Source organism: Anabaena subtropica FACHB-260 (genome assembly GCF_014697105.1).
GTDB lineage: Bacteria > Cyanobacteriota > Cyanobacteriia > Cyanobacteriales > Nostocaceae > Trichormus > Trichormus subtropicus.
Map to the genome: position 1 here is coordinate 57,752 of NZ_JACJRF010000008.1, position 20,970 is coordinate 78,721.

The window sequence follows — 20,970 nt, forward strand, 5'->3', positions numbered from 1 at the left end:
TTGCTAAAGGAAACCAAAATATATTTTGGTTTGTCTAAATTAACAACCAAAAACAACTATGGCTGTTTATTTAACTAAAATTTTACATTTGAACAGTTTTATTAACTTAAACCATTATCCTAGTATTTTGGTAATTTCACCATCTTACTTGGGATATATTGAGTTAGTCTGCTAAGACAATATTTCATGGATATTGACTGATCCCCGATGCTAATGCTTTGAGATACATTATGAGCATTAATCAAAAACACACACAAAAGGTATCTTTGTATTCAAAATTCAAAAGCTAGAAAATACTGTATCTTTAGTAACAAAATAATTTTCTTAATCTTTGCTTAAGGTTTAAGTGGCAATATCTTTAGAAGATAATTTATGCAAAACTGGCAACGCTAGTGATTAAAGATATTAGTTATGTTTGCTGAGTTATTGCTTGGTAATGGGTAATAGTGCTTTAGAGATAAATTACCCATAACTTGTTTTGATAGGGGTTAAAGACTAGAGGGATGAAAATAATCGTAAATGGCTTGAGCTAGATGTGGGCCTATCCCTGGAACTTCTGCTATTTGTGAGGGTGTGGCTTGGCGAATATAGTCAACAGAGCGAAAATGAGCTAGCAGCTGCTTTTGGCGGTGGTGTCCTAAACCAGAAATTTCATCTAAGCGCGATCGCTTTAATTTATCACTTCGCTGTTGACGATGGAAGCTCACAGCGAAACGGTGCGCTTCATCCCGTAGTCGTCGCAACAATTGCACTCCCGGTTGTTCTGCATCAGTTTTTAAGGGTTGAGATTCCCCCGGTAAGAAAATCTCTTCGCGCCGTTTTGCTAAACTGATCACCCGCAAGTCTTCTAATAAGTTCATTTCTTGCAAAACAGCAACTACCGATGATAACTGACCCTTACCGCCATCAATCATAATCAAATCAGGCCAGTCAGGATTCCCGACTCGTGATAATTGCGGATCTTCTGCATACTTGCGGAAGCGTCGTTGGATGACTTCAGCCAAACTGGCAAAATCATCTGAGTGTCCGATGGTGACTGTGGGATTTTTTATTTTGTAGTGGCGATAATTTTGCTTGGCTGGTAATCCGTCGATGAACACGACTTGGGAAGCTACCGCATTAGATCCTTGAATGTGAGAAATATCGTAACCTTCGATGCGGTGGGGTAAGTCAGGTAAATCGAGAATAGCAGCTAAATCTTGGGTTGCTTGGTGATTGCGATCGCCCATTTTCTGCATTCTCTGCAATTCATACTGGGCATTACGCTCTACCATCTCAATTAATTCTGCCTTAACTTGGCGCTGGGGAGTTAAGATTGTCACTTTTCTTCCCTTACGCTGGGTTAAGACATCGGCTAATATTTCCGCGTCTGGTAACTCATGCTGTACTAAAATTTCTGCGGGAATTTCTACAGATTCAGCCGTTTGGTAATGTTCTTCTAGTACTCGTTGTAAAATCGCTCCTGGTTCAGCATGGGATTCGGCGACAAAAGCCAAACGTCCCACCAATTGCCCGGCGCGAATCTGGAATAATTGAATACAGGCGTGTTGTGCGTCAGCTGCAAGTGCGAGCGCATCTCGTGAGACGGTATCATCTGGTAAGGAAACTTTCTGTTCCGCAGTCAGGGAATTCAACCCAGATATTTGATCACGAATCCGCGCTGCTACTTCAAATTTCAAGTCCTCCGCAGCTTTGTGCATCTGTTCACTCAAGATATCAATCAATTCTTGAGTCCGTCCTTGGAACACCATCGCCACTTTCTGCACAGTTTTCCGATATTCTTCCGGTGAAATCAGCTGTTGACACACCCCCGGACACCTACCTAAATCATAATTTAAGCAAGGACGGTCTTTAAATAACGGTTGTGGGCGTTGTCGTAGTGCAAATATCCGCTTAGATATGCGTAATATTTCTCTTAACAAACCTGAATCAGTGTAAGGCCCGTAGTATTTATCTTTTTCTTTCCCTAGTTGTCGTCTACGAGTGATGAAAATGCGAGGATAATCTTCTGACCAAGTAATACAAACATAAGGATACTTCTTATCATCTTTGAGCAGGACATTAAAGTATGGCTGGTGCTGCTTGATTAAGTTGGCTTCTAGCGCCAAGGCTTCAGCTTCGGTATCGGTGACAATGAATTCAATTTCTGTCACCTGCTTGGCCATGGTGGCTATGCGTTCAGTTTTGTTGTATCCTTCGCGGAAATAGGAACGAACCCGCGATCGCAACTTCCGTGATTTTCCTATATAAATAATGCGATCGCTCCCGTCCCTCATGAAATAAACGCCGGGTTCCGGTGGAATTTCGGACAGACGAGCTTCTAAACGTTCTGAATCTTTAACCAGTGGTTGTATCTGAGCAGATGTTGTCACAATCTCAAACAGGTAATCTTACAAATTTACCTATGCTTATTTTAAGAAAAATTACCGCTTTGTGCTGAGGAGACGAATTTTTATCAAGCGAACATAAAGTCAATATCTACTTTATTGTCTGTTTATATTTATACTAGAATTCCTGTATTAGGGTTTTTCAAATTTTTGATGTAATGAGCCATTTTTTATATTGATGATTTTGTTTATTTATCAATACAAGAAATTTTCTAAAAAATCTCTAAATCAACCAATTGAGTAGTTCAGAAATTAAACCTAACAAAGATACATGAATTAATATTGTAAGCTTAAAACCCTTGTTTAGGCTATGCTGTAACCACTATGTATATAATTTAAAATCAAACTAACTAGAACTTTATTTATAGTGAGAAAAATGCTTTTATTTGTGTGCAATTACTTATTGATTTCATTATTCTAGCAAAATTTACCATAGATCAAGTAACAATATTATTGTTGTCTTTATACTCTTTTCTAACTTTTTATATTCATTAATTTTATTAAGCATTTATATTTTAAAATTAAGCAAATTAACGGATTCACACATTTAATTTTATGAATATCATTGATAACATAAATATTTACATAATTTTTGGAGACAGAATAAAATGAATATAAACGACTTTGAAACTTCTTATAGAGATGCTATGGCTGAAGCACTCAATGAACTTCAATCCGCCGTTTTATTACTAGAACAATTGCAACGTAAAATATATACTATTGGTAATTCTGTACAGAATATAAATGAAAATATGGAGGAGTTTATTAATAAAGAAAAAATGAAATAAACAAATAAAACTATATGCAGTTAACGGCTAACTCTTCGGATATTTTTATGAGTAAGGCATTTAAATTTATAGGCTTCACAAAATAACTACGAGCGCCCAAATCAATAGCTCTTTCTTGGTCAATTTTAAAAGCAAAACCTGAAACAACAATAACTGGTATTTTAGATAAATCTTGCTGTTGCTGGATTTGCTGTAGTAAATAATATCCATCAATATCTGGCAACTTCAAGTCTAATAAAATTAAATCAGGTTGAAATTTCTCTATTGTTTTAAAGAAAATTGAGCCATCTGATAAACTTTGGACATCATAACCACTGTAACTCAGATAATCACTCAGCAACATCCTATTGATATCATTATCTTCAACAATTAAAATACGTTTTAGAGGATGCAACTGAAAGCGTTGATATTTTGTCAGTAAATGTACTGTCATTTTACATACTACTTTATATTAACAATGAAAAAACTTCGCTAAATACTGAAACCAATTGTGTATATAAATTATTAGACACATTTTAGAAAATAAAAGGAAATAATGCAAATTTAGAAATTGCTCAAGAACATATTGATTGGTATCTATAAATAAGTAATTTTAGTTTAATATATAAAATTAAGCAAAATACCACATAAAGTATCTAAATTATTTTGCTTTATGCGCAGAAGGGTAGAACAAATTCTCAAAATAATGTTTTTTTGGGGATTAGCGTAAATACACTTAAGAAATTTAATGTCTAGTAGTATTGATAACCATTTTATTCTAGATGAGTCAGGTTAAGAATGCGTAAAAAAAAGGGACTGATAGCCCCTTTACTGGAATTTATTTTAGGCGTTGCATATTTGCGAGATAATTTTGATGGTTTTGTGGGATGGGTATTTTACTCGTTCCTGATTTTTTCGGGTTTGAGTCTTGCTCTCCTTCCCTACTAGGTAAGGAGTTGGGGGTTAGGTTTGAGAGAAAGTTGTATACCACCGTACTATTCTGTTACTACGGATTTGGCAGCCAATTCAAGTTTGGGGTCTGGCATAAATGTATATCTTAGATATATTCCGCCCCAGATAAACAGAATAATTAACAACCCACCAATACCTAGAGGACTGGGGAGCCAGAATACGACTTCTATATGGTTGAGTTCACCGGGTTGTAGTTGCCATACCAATTGTCCACCTTGTTTTTCTGGCTGAACGGCGGTTTCTGTCCTTTGAATGCTTTTAGCTCCCCAAGGTGTCTTTAAAGCAAATTTTAAATCGAGAATAGAACCAGTATCAGCTAAAACGTTACCTTTGCTGGCAATTAAAGAGAGCGATCGCAAATCTAAATCATAAATTAATTGATTGCGGACTACTAGGAGAAAGTTGTTTTGTGTTAACAACAAATTTGATGCTATTTTGGGAAATTCTTCATTCCCTGTATCTGCTTCAGTTTCAGATGTTTGGGGAGAACGAGAATTAAAAAATTCGTTGAATTTGGTTTGTAATTCCTGACCATTACTAAAAGGAATGGTGACAATCACTTCTTCTTGAGAAATACGTTTTGCCGTACCTTCTAATTTACGGGCGCGGCGTTCTATGCTGTTTAACCATTCATACACATAATCGCCACTAAAACTGGTCAGCTTTTCTGCCAATTTAATATGCTGCACCAATTGACCACGATTAGAGTTATCAAAATTCACCCCTACATCGTACTGAACACAACCAGTCAACAGCATGGCTGTGAACAGCACTAATAAAAAGATGGGGTTCTTAATTTTGTTTTGAGCAGTCACGTTGCTTCGCTCCTAATTTAAAATTCGTCTTGAAAGCTTGAGCCACTGCTTTGGATGGGTTTTCCGGCTTAGTCAAAAGAGGTAGGGGAGCAGGGAGCAAGGGGGAGAGACGGGGAAGGAGCTTTTACTCCGAAGAAAGTCAAGCGCCCTTTCCCTCTCTCTGCCTCTCTGGTGAGCGCCAGAAATTAAAATTTGATGGGGGTCTAAAAACCCAACCAAACTAAGTATGAGATAGTCAATCCAATCACAATTAAAGCAATCCAGATAAAACGATTATCTTGAGTATTGACTTGGGAGAGATCAACAAATTCAATTTCAGCAGGTGCTTTGCGTTCATTGGGTTGACGGGGTTTGGCTGTTACACGAGTTTTAGGTTCATTATCAGACAATGTGCCTAAATCGGGAATCTCTGTCATCCAATTACTAGGTCTTTTCAATCTTGGTGCTTGCAAGATATAAAGCAACTGTCGGGCTTGTTGGCTGGTTTCTGAGTGGGGATGACGACAAAGTTGTTGACAAAGGGCGATCGCATCTTCAGTTCGTCCGGCTGCTTCATAGGCTGTAACTAACCAAATTTCTACTTCACCCCCAAGACGAGAGTTACGCGCCACTAGTGCGCTGGCTTTTTCGAGATTTTCTACTGCTTCTCGATATTGCCCATTTTCAACAGCAAATTTGCCTGCTTGATATCGCGTTCTCGCTAGTTCTAAACTTTCTGTACTCACTTTTGTACACCAATCAGCACTGTCTTTAAGATGGGGAATGGGGAGCAGAAGGTAAAATTATTACCCATTACCCCAGTCATACCAATTCAAAATTCAAAATAGCCTGCGGCAAGGCTTCCGCCAACAAAATTCAAAATTAGGAATGGTATCACTTATAAATTAACTATACTGAGAACCGAGAATCATTGTCCCAATCCCCACATCTGTGAAGATTTCCAATAGTAAGGCGTGGGGAATACGGCCATCGATGATGTGTGCAGCTCGTACTCCTTGAGCGAGCGATCGCACGCAACAATTGACTTTGGGGATCATCCCACCGCTAACGACACCAGCCGTAATTAATTCGCGGGCTTCACGAATATCTACTTTGGGAATCAAGGTTCCAGGGTCTTTATAATCTTTTAAAATACCTCTGGTATCTGTCAATAAAATTAATTTTTCTGCTCCTAAGGCGGCGGCAATTTCCCCGGCTACAGTGTCAGCGTTAATATTATAAGCCTGTCCCGATTCATCGGCAGCAACGCTGGAAACAACGGGAATATAGCCGTTACTCGCCAAGGTATCTAAGATTTTGATGTTAACGTTACTGACTTCCCCAACAAAACCGATACCCTCTTGACCTTGGGGACGGGCGGTAATTAAGTTACCATCTTTACCACAGAGTCCTACAGCCAAACCGCCAGCTTGGTTAATCAGAGAGACAATTTCTTTATTTACTCGACCCACCAAGACCATTTCTACCACATCCATTGTGGGAGCATCGGTGACTCGCAGCCCATTTTTAAATTGTGCTTCGATTCCCAGTTTATCTAACCAACTGTTAATTTCTGGGCCGCCACCGTGTACTAATATCGGTCGCAAACCCACACAGGATAAAAAGACTATATCGCGGATAACTTGGTATTTGAGGGAGCTATCTTTCATCGCCGCACCACCATATTTAACGACGACGGTGCGACCGGCGAATTGTTGAATATAAGGTAGTGCTTCGCTTAGTACCTGTACACGAGTCGCTTCAGCTTGCCTGATATACTCAATATCGTTGACCATCATTGAGGAGCCGTTGAAACTTAATATTTATGCAGCTTAGTATAATTCGTAATTGCGGCTTTGATGATCCATGACGAATTAAGAATTAACAGTAGTTGGTTTTAAGACGCTGGGAATTGCCTGCATAATTTTATCGGCAATTTGTTCTGGTGTTTCTGTAGCGTTGACAGGAATCCGCAAATCTGCTTGTTTATATAGTGGTGTGCGCTGTTCGAGGAGCGATCGCAGTTTGCCTTTGGGGTCAATATCTTGTAAAAGTGGTCTTGTGGTATCTTCTGCTAAACGCTCATAAAGTAAATCTATCGGCACATCTAACCACACAATTAAACCGTGGTGCAAGTAACCCCAGTTTTCTCGCTGCAAGACAATACCGCCACCTGTAGCCACTGTCAACTTGGTATGGGCGCAAACTTGGGCTAAAACATCGCTTTCTATCTGGCGAAACCCAACTTCCCCAGCTTCGGCAAATATTTCATTGATGGATTTTTTGGCAGCTTGGGCAATAATATCATCAGTATCTACGAAGGCATAGCCCAATTGCTTGGCGAGTAAATGTCCTACGGTAGTTTTACCAGCCCCCATCATACCGATTAAATATAGGTTGACTCCCTGTAATAAACTACTCACTCTCGTTTAATTCTCCGTTTTTAGATTTGAAACCCCTGCTTTTAAGTTCACTGGTTCCCTACACCCCACACCCTGTTCATTCAACTTGGTTGACTTTCTGCGGTAAAAGATAAATTATTCCAGAGATTAGGGTCAAAGCTACAGAAAACCAAAAAGCAATTAAAGATGATAGTTGCCAATCTGATGATAGAGGTGCAATTAAAAGAGCGATCGCTACTATCTGACTCACAGTTTTCAGCTTACCCCAAATATTCGCCCCTGTAATCGTTGTTTGATTAACTCGCCAACCAGCGATCGCTAATTCTCGCGCTAAAATCAAAAACACTCCCCAAGCCGGAATTTTTCCCAATTCAACTAACACTAATAACGGTGCTAATACTAAAAATTTATCTACCAATGGATCAAGAAATTTGCCCAAATCGCTAACTTGGTTAAGTTTCCGCGCTAAATAACCATCTAACCAATCTGTTAATGCTGCAACTAAAAAAATAGCCAAACACACCCACCTAGCCTGTGATGTAGAGTCATATAAACCGTAGAGTAAAAATGGTACACCAAGAAGGCGAGAAAAGGTAATCCAGTTTGGTAAAGTCATGATTTTGGGTGAAGAATCTTCTATAATTTCAACCAATCAAATAATTGTCCCAATGTCAAATGCAAATCACTAACTAATTCAGGCACAGGTAATATATCTTCTTCATTTTCTAAATATATTGGTTGCTGGTGGGGTGGATAAATTAAAATGCTAGATTCTTCTGGATCAATTAACCAACCTAAGCTAGTACCATGATCTAAACAATGTAAAATATTTCTGGTGACTTTAGTTGTACTTTGATCAGGTGATAGTATTTCAATTATCCAATCTGGATATGTATTAAAGACATTAGCAATATTACCTTTTTCATCTACAGGTATTCTCTGCCAAGCAAACACTGCTACATCTGGAACGATGGAACGTCCGCCAAAAGTGCAACGTAATTCTGGTAAAGCCAAGGCAATTTTTCGGGATTCTACCACATTATTAATTGCATTAGCTGATTGAATTTGTAGTCTACTATGTTTACCTTGAGGCATAGGCTTTTGAATTATTTCGCCGTTGATATACTCACTAGCTGGTTTTGTTTCTGGTAACTTTAAAAATTCTTCCAAAGTTATAGATTGAGTTGGTGTTTTTATCATAAGATTTTACCTTCTCCCATTTAATGCTAAGTTTAGCCTAACTCGAAAATCAATAGTAAAAATGGGTGTAGGGATTTCTGAGTAAAGCAGAAAGAGATTTTCCCATACATGACTTTCTTAATTACGAACTAGTATTTAGTCTACTGGCATGGCATGATCTGTATCTTGAGATTATCCCAACAATAATATGACTGAAAATACAGATTTTCGTATTGAACGCGATTCAATGGGCGATCGCCAAATTGCTAGTGATGTTTATTACGGTATTCAAACCCAACGGGCAATCGAGAATTTCCCCATTAGCGGCATCAAGCCCTTACCTACCTACGTAGATGCAGGTCTTTTGATTAAAAAAGCTACAGCTATTGTCAATGGAGAACTAGGGTGCATTCCCCAAGATATTAGTCAAGCGATAGTCCAAGCAACCGATGAAATTCTCGCCGGGAAGTTAAGAGATCAGTTTGTTGTTGATGTCTATCAAGCTGGTGCAGGGACTTCCCACCACATGAATATTAACGAAGTCTTAGCAAATCGAGCTTTGGAAATTATCGGTGAAGAAAAGGGGAATTACAAAAGAGTTAGCCCTAATGATCATGTAAACTACGGACAGTCTACTAACGATGTCATTCCTACAGCAATTCGTATCGGTGGCTTGTTGGCACTTAGTCGGACATTACAGCCAGCATTAGAAAAAGCGATCGCTGCCTTAGAATACAAAGCTGTAGAATTTCAAGATATCATCAAATCAGGCAGAACCCATTTACAGGATGCTGTTCCCGTGCGTTTGGGTGATAGTTTCGCCGCTTGGGCATACATCTTATCGGAACACCAAAATCGGATTTACACCGCCTCTGGAGACTTAATGGTATTAGGTTTAGGTGGTAGTGCGGCGGGAACTGGGTTAAATACCCATCCTCAATACCGCGCCCGTGTTGTCGAAGTGCTATCAGAATTACTGAACTTACCACTACAACCCGCCCCCCATCTCATGGCTGCAATGCAGAGTATGTCGCCATTTGTCAATGTTTCCGGCGCATTACGCAACCTAGCCCAAGACTTAGCGAAAATCTCCCACGACTTACGCCTGATGGACTCAGGGCCAAAAACTGGCTTCAAAGAAATTCAACTACCTCCAGTGCAACCTGGTTCCTCAATTATGCCGGGTAAGTATAATCCTGTGATGGCAGAGATGACATCAATGGTATGCTTCCAGGTGATGGGATATGATCAGGCGATCGCTCTTGCTGCTCAAGCCGGACAATTAGAATTAAATGTGATGATGCCGTTGATTGCCTACAATTTAATTCACAGCATCGAAATTCTTGGGTTAACTATCGCCTCTCTAACAGAACGTTGCATTCAAGGAATCACTGCCAATGAGGAACGATGTTTAGCCTACGCCGAAGGTAGTTTAGCTTTAGTCACAGCCCTCAATACCCACATCGGTTATTTAAATGCCGCAGATGTCGCCAAAGAGTCCTTAAAAACTGGAAAATCTCTCCGGCAGATTGTTTTAGAAAAAGGACTGATGAGCGAAGCTGAATTAGCAAACGTGCTAAATCTTGAGCAAATGAGTCTTATTTTACCCCTCCAGACAGAGTAATCAAGAAAATTGGTATTACTTAATGGGGATTCACAATTTCCCCATTTCCCCTACACCATTTTGAATTGATTCATCCGCGCTTGCGACATTGTAATGGGTAGCGATTACCCCGCCATGTTGTCCAACCATTGGCGATCCTAGTACTACTATTGTATCTGAGATACCAATTATCTTGTTCTGTGCCTAGATAACGAATACCTAAATCTTGTTTTTGCCTGCTGGAAAAACGTCTTCCTAATGGAACCCACGCACTACCATTATCACTAAACCGCCCGACGAGACGGACACCAGAAGTCCTAGAACAAACACCACCGCTACAAGTAGTTTTTGGGTCATCTACTACTTTCCATTCCATTTGAGCCGGTCTACCATCAATATTGCAATTCCACGAGCCAAAGAACCATTCACTAGCAATTTGACTAGCTTCAGCATTATTAGATACTAGTATTAAACTTGCTGGAGCGATCGCTAAACCCAAAAGCCACTTTGTGATGTTTGCCATTATACTTTACCAATGGAATATCTAAATCTAAAGTTAATCTTTATCATCTATTGACTCATAGGTATCACTATCGCTATTTATGCAACTGCTGGAGAAACAGAAACTTAATCTTCATTTCTAGCCAAAAAGTAACAATAGCCGACGCTTAACCTACTCTCCCATCTCCCCTGCTTTTTCCAGCTAAAAGATAGAAAATGGGAGTATTAATTTTTCTACTCATTTTTATTCATCCATCACCCATGCAGACTCAAAAATCATCCGTCAGCCTCATCCGGGCTACTTCTTACGAACGGGAAGCCCTACAGGAATCTCTTGTCACCTTGCTAGAACCTCTTGGGGGGATGGCTACTTTTGTCAAACCAGGACAACGAGTTTTACTTAAACCGAACTTGCTGACAGGATCACGTCCCACAAAAGAGTGTACCACTCGCCCCGAATTAGTTTATGCTGTTGCCAAGATGGTAATCGCCGCAGGTGGACAACCATTTTTAGGAGATAGCCCGGCTTTTGGTAGTGCTAAAGGTGTTGCAATAGCCAATGGTTATCAGTCGCTTATCCAAGAACTTAATCTGCCAATCATCGATTTTCATGGGAAACGTTACGAAACTGTAAGTGAAAATTTTAATCACCTACTGCTGAGTAAAGAAGTTATAGAAGCAGATGTGGTGATTAACTTACCAAAAGTTAAATCCCATAGCCAGTTAACTTTAACCCTGGGAGTAAAAAATCTCTTTGGTTGCGTTCCTGGCAAAATGAAAGCATGGTGGCATCTGGAAGCTGGGAAAGATGCTGACAGATTTGGTGAAATGTTGGTGGAAACTGCTAGGGCAATTAACCCAGATTTAACTATATTAGATGGCATTATCGGTCACGAAGGTAATGGCCCCAGTGGCGGCGAACCTCGTGCCTTGGGTATATTGGCGGCTGCATCAGATATATTTGCTTTAGACAGGGCAATGGTAGAAATTCTCAACGTCCCCCCCCATCAAGTACCCACCGTTGCAGCATCCCAAAGGCTGGGAGTTTGTCCAGAAATTGCCGATATTGAGTTTCCCAACTTACACCCTGATTTATTAAAAATTGATGATTGGCGACTTCCCGACAAATTAATGCCCATTGATTTTGCTATGCCCCGTGTGATTAAATCCACGTTCAAACATTTTTATATCCGCTTTATCAAAGAACCAATGAGCGCTTATGGTAGACAGTAGTTTGCCTTGAGCTTTTAACCAAAAACAACTGCAAAGCCTGCTACAACAATGTTGAGATTAGCAGAGTAGTCTATAGATTACCCTCCGATTGCTTAACCAGACCGCCCAACCTAGTGGCGGTTTTTTTAATCATATAGTCATTATTCATTAGTCATCGGTCAATATGACGTTGCTGAATATGAAGATGAAAATTAATAATTCACACTCTTAAACTCCTATTCTCCGCGCCTCCCTTTTCTGAGAGAGGCTGCGCCAACGGGTTCACCAGTCGCCTGCGGTTCGCGTAGCGTCTCGTAGAGAGGAAAACCCTCCCGCAGCGCTGGTTCACTGCGTCTCTGCGTGTTAGCGGCAAATCATCCTACTAATCAGCAACGCCGTCAACATTCATATTCAATTAATCTACCTATATGTATATTGACAGATCATTTTTGATCGGAGAATCTCTTAATGAAAGGCTGTGTCAACGCCTAAGGAGGGCAAAAAAAGCATCTCCGCACAATTGCTCATAGAATTGCCAAGTTTATCTGTATTTTTTCGGTGTGTAGTTCTGGGGATCAAAATTCTGCTAAACCTATTTCGTTAAATTTTCCTATGTCTTCAGTTATGTATTTATTTATTGGAGAAAAAAGACTTTATATCTTCAGTAGTATTTCGTATTTTTATCCCAGGTTCCTAACAAGCTAAATCACTAGAAACACCTTACATAAAGTATTTAGAGATGTTACAATCTTAATTAAATTACCTCATTGACGTTAATAATTAATATGTATAAATAATCAAAAAAGCCATTTCCCATAAGGTGCTATTAACCCAAAGTTAACCTAATGACAACTAATTCTATCCAGAAATCGTCACAAATCAGTCACTAGAATAACTGGGCAATGTTTATCATCAGCTTTGTATCAAGATTAACAACCATAAAACGACAATTATGATGTCTGCGAAACTGGCTCATGTTTTGAAACACCACACATTTGACAGTAGAAAATAGCTAAAATAGTAGAGAGACTCTCCTCAAGAGAGCAAACTTACAAGTAATGTGATTGACTCTAAACTTTGTATGAATTCAGATAGCCAGTCTGCCAGTCCTTCCGATACGTACTCCCATCGTATGGCAGATATTGTGGGAACAATAATTGCTTTAGTAACTCTAACCTTACCTGTGTTTGTTATCGGACACTATTCAACCGATGTTCCGAATAACCCACAACCCATAACCTATCAGCTCCAACAAGGGGAGGATTAAACACACTTGAAGATGAAAATTCTAGACAAAAAGGGCGTTGCATAGTTGCGGAATGATTTTACTGTGCTGCGCGTGTCAGTTGTTTTTGATATGGTTTAAAGCTTCCCAGGTGGGCGCTTTCAAACCATCCTTGTCCCAAAGGGACACGCTACGCAAATATTATTGACCACTGACAAAATCTCCATCCCCTTATGGGTGGAGATTTTTAATCTGCATTGGGGTAATGGCATTCAACAATTTTCATTTTGTGGTCTACTAAAGTAGTATGGTGAAGAATAACCGTAAATTTGCCTAAATTAAAGCATTATTTTCTAGAGTAAAATTACATGGATTTTGTGACAGTTCTGGGATTTGCTGCCGCTTTATTAACTACTTTTTCCTTCTTGCCACAGATGCTGAAAACATGGCAAAGTAAATCAGCAAAAGATGTATCTTTTGTGATGCTGATATTTTTTAATACTGGGATCTTATTATGGCTAATTTATGGAATTATTCTGCAACAATTGCCTGTTATCTTTGCTAATGCTACTACATTAGTTTTTAACATGATAATTCTATGGCTTAAAATTAAATATAGATAGATATGTTTTAATGAAATACCTGTGACATCTTCTTTATTTAGTACTGAACGCCTGTTATTTACGCCTGCTACACCAGAAAGCAACGCCATACCACTTATATTTGCTTTTCCCAATGAGTATACGGTAGGTATCACTAGCTTGGGTTATCAGGTAGTATGGGCGACTTTGGCAATGCGTAGTGATGTGCAGGTTAGTCGTCTATTTACTGATACTTATGAACCATTGCCGAGAAATCCAGAAATTGTGGGATTTTCGATTTCTTGGGAACTGGACTATGTAAATATTCTCAATCTCCTGGAATCTTTAACCATTCCCATTAGGACTAGTAATCGTGATGATTCTCATCCCATTGTTTTTGGTGGTGGCCCTGTTTTAACGGCTAACCCAGAACCTTTTGCTGATTTTTTTGATGTAATTTTGTTGGGGGATGGAGAAAATCTACTAGGTACTTTGATTGAAACTTATAAAGAAGTCAGGAATGCTTCTAGACAAACTCAACTGCAAGCACTCGCACAAGTACCAGGAATTTATGTTCCTAGTTTGTATGCAGTAGAGTATCAATCAGTAGATGGTGCAATTAGTTCAATTAAACCGATTTCCTCAGAAATTCCCGCAGTGGTGCAGAAGCAGACTTATCGGGGAAATACTTTATCAGCATCAACTGTAGTCACCCAAAAGGCGGCATGGGAAAATATTTTCATGGTGGAAGTGGTGCGGAGTTGTCCAGAAATGTGCCGCTTTTGTTTAGCTAGTTATCTGACATTACCCTTTAGAACGGCTAGTTTGGAAAACTCCTTAATTCCAGCTATTGAGAAAGGGTTACAAGTTACAAATCGGCTGGGGTTATTGGGTGCTTCTGTTACTCAGCATCCCGAATTTGAGACATTGCTGGATTATATTAGTCAACCAAAGTATGATGATGTGCGGCTGAGTATTGCCTCGGTACGAACGAATACGGTGACAGAACAGTTAGCCAAAACTTTGGCGAAACGAGACACGCGATCGCTTACCATTGCTGTAGAGAGTGGTTCGGCAAAAGTCCGCCAAATTATCAACAAAAAACTCCATAACGACGAAATTATTCAAGCTGCTATCAATGCTAAAGTCGGTGGTTTGTCAGCGTTGAAACTATACGGTATGGTGGGAATCCCAGGAGAAGAAGCAGAAGATTTAGACGCAACGGTAGCAATGATGGGTGCGATTAAGAAAGCTGCGCCAGGGTTGCGATTAACACTAGGTTGTAGTACTTTTGTGCCTAAAGCTCATACACCATTTCAATGGTATGGAGTAAATCGTCAAGCAGAAAAGCGCTTGCAGTCTTTGCAAAAACAGTTAAAACCGCAAGGGATAGATTTTCGCCCAGAAAGTTATAATTGGTCTATCATACAGGCTTTGATATCCAGAGGCGATCGCCGCATCTCCCAACTTCTGGAAATCACCCGCAACTTTGGCGACTCCTTGGGTAGTTACAAACGTGCTTTTAAACAACTCAAAGGCCAAATCCCTGACTTAGAATTTTACGTTCATCGTGATTGGTCTACAGAGCAAGTATTACCTTGGAGCCACTTGCAAGGGCCGCTACCACAGTCTACACTACTAAAGCATTTGGCTGAGGCAACTAGTCATTTTCAAAAAGAACTACAGCCCTTAAATTAGTAGATAGTGATTTGTTATCATCTGGTGTTTCACCAAGCGATGAAATTACTAACTGTGAGGTTGATCAACTGACAAATTAATGCAAAATACAGCTGAATTTTATTGCGCCTATTGTGGTGAACCAAACTTAACCTTTATTGATTTGAGTGCTGGTGGACAGCAATCTTACGTTGAAGATTGTCAAGTTTGCTGTCACCCAAATATCTTATATGTGCGGGTTGATGAAGATTCCCTGGATATCGAAATTGATACAGAATACGAAGGTTGAATATTAGGTTTTTCTTTCCATGCGGCACTTTCAACATTCCTCAGTAATTAATGCGCCACCAGAAGTAGTTTGGAAATTCCACGAAAGACCGGATATTTTGCAACTACTAACTCCACCTTGGCAACCAGTGCAAGTTGTCCGCCGAGAAGGAGGACTAGAAGTAGGCGCAATCACAGAATTTAAATTGTTTCTTGGCCCTGTACCCTTGACTTGGTTAGCGCGTCACACTGAATGTGAAAAATATCGTCTGTTTACTGATACACAAATATCTGGGCCTTTTGAGTCTTGGATACATCGTCATCAATTTGAGACAGAAAATGGTAAAACAAAACTGATTGATGATATTTCCTACGTGATGCCTGGTGGAGAGACAATAGAGTTTATAGCTGGTTGGCTAGTGCAAGCACAATTAGAAGCAATGTTTCGCTACCGCCACTATGTCACTAAACGGGAGTGTGAATAGAGAAATTGGGGGGAAGAAGCTAGAAAATCAATTCAGTATTTCGCAAATAACCCTTCCCCTAACTTCTCGCAGCAACTAAGCGGAATCTTGATTTTTCAAAGCCAGGACAGTTCAAGTTCTGACCTTTTGTCTTTCTTTTGGCACAATTTCAAACTCAAAATTACCAACGAGACGTTCATCAACGTATACGTATATTATATGTTTACCTGGTGGATCGCCGGGTGCGATCGTCCAAAAATTCTCAATCACACCATCCTTGGGCAATTGAGTACGTTTGGTGACCGCTTCTGTGCCATCGGCTGATAGTGTAAAATTTTCGCCGCTATCAGTCGCCCAAGTTTCTGGGGGTTTTGGTAACCGTAAGACTTCGCGCCATGTCACCTCGCCTTTAACGTCTAGAATTTGAATCCGCCAACCGTATTTGTTACCTTCTTCTAGCGGTACTCTGATTGTCGGAGTGAGGTTAATTTTTCCTTCAGAGTCACGGCTTGCCACTCCAAACTCAACTTTAGTGATTGTAATCGCTTGAGGTTTGTTTGGTGGAGACTGAGAGCTTGACTGAGAAACTGTCATAGGATTGTTGGCTAGGACTGATGTGTGAATAACTCCAGACATCAGCAAAGAAGAAGTTAGTACAACTGTCGCAGCCCAAGTTCTCATGCTTCTCAATTTTTCGGTCAGTTACTAGTACATATTCAACTACTTTTTGTGCATCTCCGGTAGAGGTAATGCGGGAATTTTTGCGGTAACACATTTATCCGAAAAGTAGCTCATTTGCATTCATGTTACTTGTTGATACTCAGTTTGCTTGAGCTTATGCTTAAAAAGATAAATTTAATTGTGGCGATCGCTACTTTATTTACCTGAGGTTTATTATCATTTTTATCTTACATTGCTTGGTCTTGGCTTTTTGAATTATTAACTAGATATATTCAGGATTAAAATTTTGTTTAATTTTATCAAAAAAGGAAGTTTCCCAAAATCCTTATCTTAAAACTATAATTGTTGGGTATAACTGGATTTTCTAGCAATAGAAAATTAGTGCTTTAAGTTAAGATATATTATTGTGTGATGTAATTATGAAAACGTTTTTCATTGTAGTCTTAGCGGGAATTAGTACAATGGGTTACGCCCCACTAGAGGCGATGGGCGAAGTCCCACTAGAAGCGATCGCACCACTCCAAAGCAGTGATGTTAACCAAGAGAATTGGCAAGAAAGCATCCTTGAACGTCATGAGGCGGCGGCTTTGACAACGGAACCTGCGACAATAAATAGTGAGTGGAATAATGTTGCAGGCACGCCTCAAAACCTGAAAGATAGCTCTATTTCGCTAGAGCAAAAGAAAGGATGTGAAAGTTTCAGCCCGCTTGATTTACTTAGCAATCCCGATGCTATCTTCAAAGAATGCGTCAATCCCGCAGATAATCGAACGCCACAAAGTGTTGAGCCAGTGGAGTATTTTAAAGTTCCTGGACTTGATTCGGGTGTCAAAATAAATGTTACTAAATTTTAATTATTTGATGATGAATTACTGAGTTATCTTTGTTAATTCCCAATCTCCAGGCTCTATTCCAGCAAATTCCAAAAGTAACCATCTGGCGCAACGAAAGAGAAACTTTTTTCTCGAAACTCGTTTTCAATAATGCTGGTAAATTTTTGTGCAGAGCTGGATTTGATGCGATCGCTATATATTTCTAATCCTCGCACGCGGTAAGTATACAGAGACATTCCCAAGCTACCCGGTTGCGCTGCTTCAAAGTGTGACTCTAAATTCATTGCATCGGGAAAGCGAATAATATAAAGTCTGCCACTACGTGCAGCCATCAAGTCTGACTGAGAAGAACGTGGATCATCAAAGGTAGTGACAATAAACTTCTCTCCTGGTTTTAGGTCAAAAAGATCCCGTCCAGCTGGTGAAGATTCATAGCTAGTCTCCACATCATCGCGTACACGCAACAAACCCAAAACCTCTTCATAAAATTTCAGGCTTTCCTTGCTGTCATCCTGAGCAATAATGCCGATATGAGTAAACTGACTAGTCTTAAAAGCACTAGCTTGGTTAATTTCTCCGTAATGAGGTAGGCTATAGCCAAATCTTTGGAAAAATACCTGTCGAGTTAAGGGTTGCAACAGCAGCATTTCTCGCACTCCCACGGCTTGATCTACAAAAGGACGGCTTTTCCTCTCTTTGTGATAAATTACCTCCCAGTAAGGATAACTATATCTCACAGCCCAACCAGAGGCTTTTGCATCTTCCGCGTGATTTAAAATAGTTAATATATCAGCAGTTAAACTAGTTGCCCAGCGATTACCCTTAACTTTCATCGATGTTAACCCCAAGCCTGGATTTGTAGGGTTTTGCCAAACCATCAACCGAATCAAACCATGATCTGCATTTTGGTGATATAGGCGAATCGAACGCAAAGCAGAGTTCACCCCATACAATTGATACGCTGCGGCTTGGGGTAATTCACCCACTTGACCGATGCGATAGCCAAATTGCTCCCAATATTGAATGGCAAAAATGGGATCGGGAACGCCAATACACACTTCATATATGCCGGCGATCGCCGGAGGTGGGGCGTAGCCCATCGCTGTTTCTTGCCTCTGATTCATGTTAATGCTTTTGAAGATTCTTTAAAAAAGAAATTTATCAAGAAGACGCAGAGATTTTGTTTTTCATCTGATTTAAATCTTTTAGTACAGCCGCCGCCGATTGGTAGCGATCGCTAAAATGATATCGCACCATTTTATCTAAAATTACTGCCAGTTCTTCACTAATTTCTGCGTTGTTTTGCCACATCACATTTCCCGTTTCGGGATCTAATGGTAGTTCTTGAGGTAATATCCCTGTGAGAGCTTGAATCCCCATCATCCCAACAGCGTAAATATCGCTAGCCAAGCGCGGATGTCCAGCAAACTGCTCTGGTGGTGCATAGCCTCGCGTCCCGATGGCTACAGTGGCTAATTCTGTTTTTTCATCAGTTGGCGGTTGCATCAATTTGACTGCACCAAAGTCAATTAAAACTAATCGATTATCTTGAGCAGACCTAATAATATTAGTTGGTTTTACATCCCGATGAATTACCCGATGTTCATGCACAAATGCCAAAACTTCTAAAACCCCTTTGAGCATTTCCATGACAAAAGCTTCACTCTGTACACTTGTTACTGGTGGTAACTCCTCATTTAAAGTATGTCCAGGAATGTATTCTTCTACTAAATAAAATTCTTCCTTGACTTCAAAATAAGCAAGCAGTTCGGGAATTTGTTGATGTTTACCCAAAGATTCTAAAATTTCTGCTTCTGTAGTAAATAACCGACGTGCAACTTGCAAGAACTTTGTATCTTTGCGTGCAGGCATTAACTGTTTTACGACACAGGTAGGATTTCCTGGTCTTTGAGTATCTTGTGCTAAATAAGTGCGGCCGAATCCACCAGCACCAAGGATTCTGGAAATATCATAACGACCACCCAACAGCAAATCACCAGTACTTTTTTCTGGTGCGATCGCACTAGAATTATGATGAGAGTGTTGGTCATAAAGTGCTGTATTATCTGCTGTTGCTGTAGTTTCTTGCAAGAGGATATTTAACTGCTCAATTACCTCTTGTTGTTGTTCGACTTGCAAAACGATGATCTTTGTTTGCTGTTGTGTGCGATGAGTCGTATAAGTCATGACACTCACCCCACTAATAATTAAAGTTAAAGCTGGTGGGATTAAAGGTATCCACCCAGCTTGTAGAAACAAACCAGCGCAAATCACCACTAAACCAGTTAGGACTAGACCCCCGACTACGACGAATAACAGAGGATGTCGCAGTCGCCATGCCAAAATACCACCGACTAGTGACCAACCCCACAACCAAACTAGTTCAGCCCAATCAGGCCAGTACCAAATTAGGGGTCGTCCATCCAACACTGTACTGAGTAGCTGACTGGCTATCTGTGCGTGTATAAAAAGCGGAGGAGTTCTAGTTGCTTGCCCTGATGCGGCACTATAGGGTGTATATAAACCAGGATGAACACTAGAGGCAGTTGTACCAATAATTACTAAACGATCTTTTACCAAGTTTGGGTTAACTTGATTGTTCAAAACTTCTGTGAGAGTGACTGTTTGAGCTAAGTGATGAGGATGGCGATAATTCAGTAATATTTGATAACCTTTGGCATCAACACCTTTGTAGCTACCGGAATTAGGTGTCAGGATGGGAAAGATTGCTTTACCGAGTTGAAAATTATGATGTTCAAAGTCTGCGTGAATACCTGTTTGCTCTAAGTAAGTAATTGCTGCTAAAGCCGCAAATGAGAATTGCGTATCACATTTACTATCATTGGGTTCAGAAAATGGCAAAGCACGGCGAACAATTTGGTCTTCCTCGATATCAGAAATCAAATCGTTATAGCCAATATTTTCTTGAGGGAAATTTTGCGGCGGAGGTATTTCTGACCTACCCATACTACTGGATAAGCAGGCGCTAATAATATGGTGGGGATTTTCCAGCCCAACCCCTAGATTCTTCTGTTCTGGTCGGTAAATATTCAGAGCAATGACACGCGGTTGAGAGGAATCTAGTTTAGCTAACAGTTGGTTGATGGTATTATCTGAAAGATTCCAGCCTTGTTTTGCTAAATCCTCTTCAGTAATTGTGACTAACAAAATTCGTGGATCGGTTGGTTCTGCTGGACGCGATCGCAACATCTGATCATAAGCTTTTAACTCCCAAGACTGCAACCATTTGAGTTCCCTAGCTCCCCACACCAAAGCTGTGACTCCCAAACTAGTGACAAAAATTATTTGCCACCAGTTTTTGTTAAAAGTCGCGTCACGGTAACTTTTATCTTTGATGAACGCGGATCGGAGTTTGTTTGATATTCCAATAATCACAGTATTGGGGCAGTAGTCTAAATTTTGTG

General features: G+C 40.0%; 21 protein-coding genes. 9 read left to right on the top strand and 12 right to left on the bottom strand.

What is annotated here, in order from left to right; genetic code table 11:
* Positions 1 to 488: 488 nt before the first annotated feature.
* Positions 489 to 2,372 carry an excinuclease ABC subunit UvrC gene (gene uvrC, locus H6G18_RS06785; protein ID WP_190406329.1) on the bottom strand — a complete coding sequence of 628 codons (1,884 nt, stop codon included), beginning with the start codon at positions 2,370 to 2,372 and terminating at the stop codon, positions 489 to 491.
* 623 nt (positions 2,373 to 2,995) lie between these two features.
* Here uvrC and H6G18_RS06790 point away from each other — a divergent pair.
* A complete protein-coding gene (locus tag H6G18_RS06790) occupies positions 2,996 to 3,175 on the top strand; it encodes a hypothetical protein (protein ID WP_190406330.1) in 180 nt (59 codons plus the stop codon).
* Positions 3,176 to 3,185: 10 nt separating this feature from the next.
* On the opposite strand, the gene H6G18_RS06795 is transcribed toward H6G18_RS06790, so the two are convergent.
* The 7 genes from H6G18_RS06795 to H6G18_RS06825 form a co-directional block, all read right to left on the bottom strand.
* Entirely contained in the window at positions 3,186 to 3,608 is a 423-nt protein-coding gene (locus H6G18_RS06795) for a response regulator (RefSeq protein WP_190406331.1), read from the bottom strand.
* A 541-nt stretch (positions 3,609 to 4,149) separates the two neighbouring features.
* A complete protein-coding gene (locus tag H6G18_RS06800; RefSeq protein ID WP_190406431.1) occupies positions 4,150 to 4,884 on the bottom strand; it encodes a DUF3153 domain-containing protein in 735 nt (244 codons plus the stop codon).
* Positions 4,885 to 5,144: 260 nt separating this feature from the next.
* Complete coding sequence (locus H6G18_RS06805) at positions 5,145 to 5,666, bottom strand: tetratricopeptide repeat protein (protein WP_190406332.1); 522 nt, start codon at positions 5,664 to 5,666, stop codon at positions 5,145 to 5,147.
* A gap of 159 nt (positions 5,667 to 5,825) precedes the next feature.
* Entirely contained in the window at positions 5,826 to 6,719 is an 894-nt protein-coding gene (gene argB, locus H6G18_RS06810; RefSeq protein WP_190406333.1) for an acetylglutamate kinase, read from the bottom strand.
* A 75-nt stretch (positions 6,720 to 6,794) separates the two neighbouring features.
* Positions 6,795 to 7,343 carry a shikimate kinase gene (locus H6G18_RS06815; RefSeq protein ID WP_190406334.1) on the bottom strand — a complete coding sequence of 183 codons (549 nt, stop codon included), beginning with the start codon at positions 7,341 to 7,343 and terminating at the stop codon, positions 6,795 to 6,797.
* A 76-nt stretch (positions 7,344 to 7,419) separates the two neighbouring features.
* Positions 7,420 to 7,938: a CDP-diacylglycerol--glycerol-3-phosphate 3-phosphatidyltransferase gene (gene pgsA, locus H6G18_RS06820; RefSeq protein WP_190406335.1), complete on the bottom strand. Its 519-nt coding sequence runs from the start codon at positions 7,936 to 7,938 to the stop codon at positions 7,420 to 7,422.
* A 20-nt stretch (positions 7,939 to 7,958) separates the two neighbouring features.
* On the bottom strand, positions 7,959 to 8,522 hold the full coding sequence (locus tag H6G18_RS06825; protein WP_190406336.1) for a Uma2 family endonuclease: 564 nt from the start codon (positions 8,520 to 8,522) through the stop codon (positions 7,959 to 7,961).
* A gap of 187 nt (positions 8,523 to 8,709) precedes the next feature.
* Here H6G18_RS06825 and H6G18_RS06830 point away from each other — a divergent pair, with 187 nt between their 5' ends.
* Entirely contained in the window at positions 8,710 to 10,125 is a 1,416-nt protein-coding gene (locus H6G18_RS06830; RefSeq protein ID WP_190406337.1) for an aspartate ammonia-lyase, read from the top strand.
* 70 nt (positions 10,126 to 10,195) lie between these two features.
* On the opposite strand, the gene H6G18_RS06835 is transcribed toward H6G18_RS06830, so the two are convergent.
* Complete coding sequence (locus tag H6G18_RS06835; RefSeq protein ID WP_190406338.1) at positions 10,196 to 10,627, bottom strand: DUF6006 family protein; 432 nt, start codon at positions 10,625 to 10,627, stop codon at positions 10,196 to 10,198.
* Between the two features lie 239 nt (positions 10,628 to 10,866).
* Here H6G18_RS06835 and H6G18_RS06840 point away from each other — a divergent pair, with 239 nt between their 5' ends.
* From H6G18_RS06840 to H6G18_RS06865, 6 genes are all read left to right on the top strand, one after another.
* Positions 10,867 to 11,838, top strand: a complete 972-nt coding sequence (locus H6G18_RS06840) for a DUF362 domain-containing protein (protein ID WP_190406432.1) — start codon at positions 10,867 to 10,869, stop codon at positions 11,836 to 11,838.
* Between the two features lie 1,060 nt (positions 11,839 to 12,898).
* On the top strand, positions 12,899 to 13,084 hold the full coding sequence (locus tag H6G18_RS06845; RefSeq protein ID WP_190406339.1) for a hypothetical protein: 186 nt from the start codon (positions 12,899 to 12,901) through the stop codon (positions 13,082 to 13,084).
* A 326-nt stretch (positions 13,085 to 13,410) separates the two neighbouring features.
* Positions 13,411 to 13,665: a SemiSWEET family sugar transporter gene (locus tag H6G18_RS06850; protein WP_190406340.1), complete on the top strand. Its 255-nt coding sequence runs from the start codon at positions 13,411 to 13,413 to the stop codon at positions 13,663 to 13,665.
* A 21-nt stretch (positions 13,666 to 13,686) separates the two neighbouring features.
* Complete coding sequence (locus tag H6G18_RS06855; RefSeq protein WP_190406341.1) at positions 13,687 to 15,321, top strand: B12-binding domain-containing radical SAM protein; 1,635 nt, start codon at positions 13,687 to 13,689, stop codon at positions 15,319 to 15,321.
* Positions 15,322 to 15,400: 79 nt separating this feature from the next.
* A complete protein-coding gene (locus H6G18_RS06860) occupies positions 15,401 to 15,589 on the top strand; it encodes a CPXCG motif-containing cysteine-rich protein (protein WP_190406342.1) in 189 nt (62 codons plus the stop codon).
* Between the two features lie 19 nt (positions 15,590 to 15,608).
* On the top strand, positions 15,609 to 16,052 hold the full coding sequence (locus tag H6G18_RS06865; RefSeq protein WP_190406343.1) for an SRPBCC family protein: 444 nt from the start codon (positions 15,609 to 15,611) through the stop codon (positions 16,050 to 16,052).
* 111 nt (positions 16,053 to 16,163) lie between these two features.
* Here the strand turns inward: H6G18_RS06865 and H6G18_RS06870 are convergent, their stop codons facing one another.
* A complete protein-coding gene (locus tag H6G18_RS06870) occupies positions 16,164 to 16,712 on the bottom strand; it encodes a hypothetical protein (RefSeq protein ID WP_190406344.1) in 549 nt (182 codons plus the stop codon).
* Between the two features lie 419 nt (positions 16,713 to 17,131).
* Between H6G18_RS06870 and H6G18_RS06875 the strand changes: the two genes are divergently transcribed.
* Positions 17,132 to 17,566, top strand: a complete 435-nt coding sequence (locus H6G18_RS06875) for a hypothetical protein (protein WP_190406345.1) — start codon at positions 17,132 to 17,134, stop codon at positions 17,564 to 17,566.
* A gap of 53 nt (positions 17,567 to 17,619) precedes the next feature.
* Here the strand turns inward: H6G18_RS06875 and H6G18_RS06880 are convergent, their stop codons facing one another.
* Positions 17,620 to 18,669 carry a VOC family protein gene (locus H6G18_RS06880; protein WP_190406346.1) on the bottom strand — a complete coding sequence of 350 codons (1,050 nt, stop codon included), beginning with the start codon at positions 18,667 to 18,669 and terminating at the stop codon, positions 17,620 to 17,622.
* A gap of 37 nt (positions 18,670 to 18,706) precedes the next feature.
* Positions 18,707 to 20,941, bottom strand: coding sequence for a CHASE2 domain-containing protein (locus H6G18_RS06885; protein WP_190406433.1), 2,235 nt, complete (start codon positions 20,939 to 20,941; stop codon positions 18,707 to 18,709).
* Between the last annotated feature and the right edge of the window lie 29 nt (positions 20,942 to 20,970).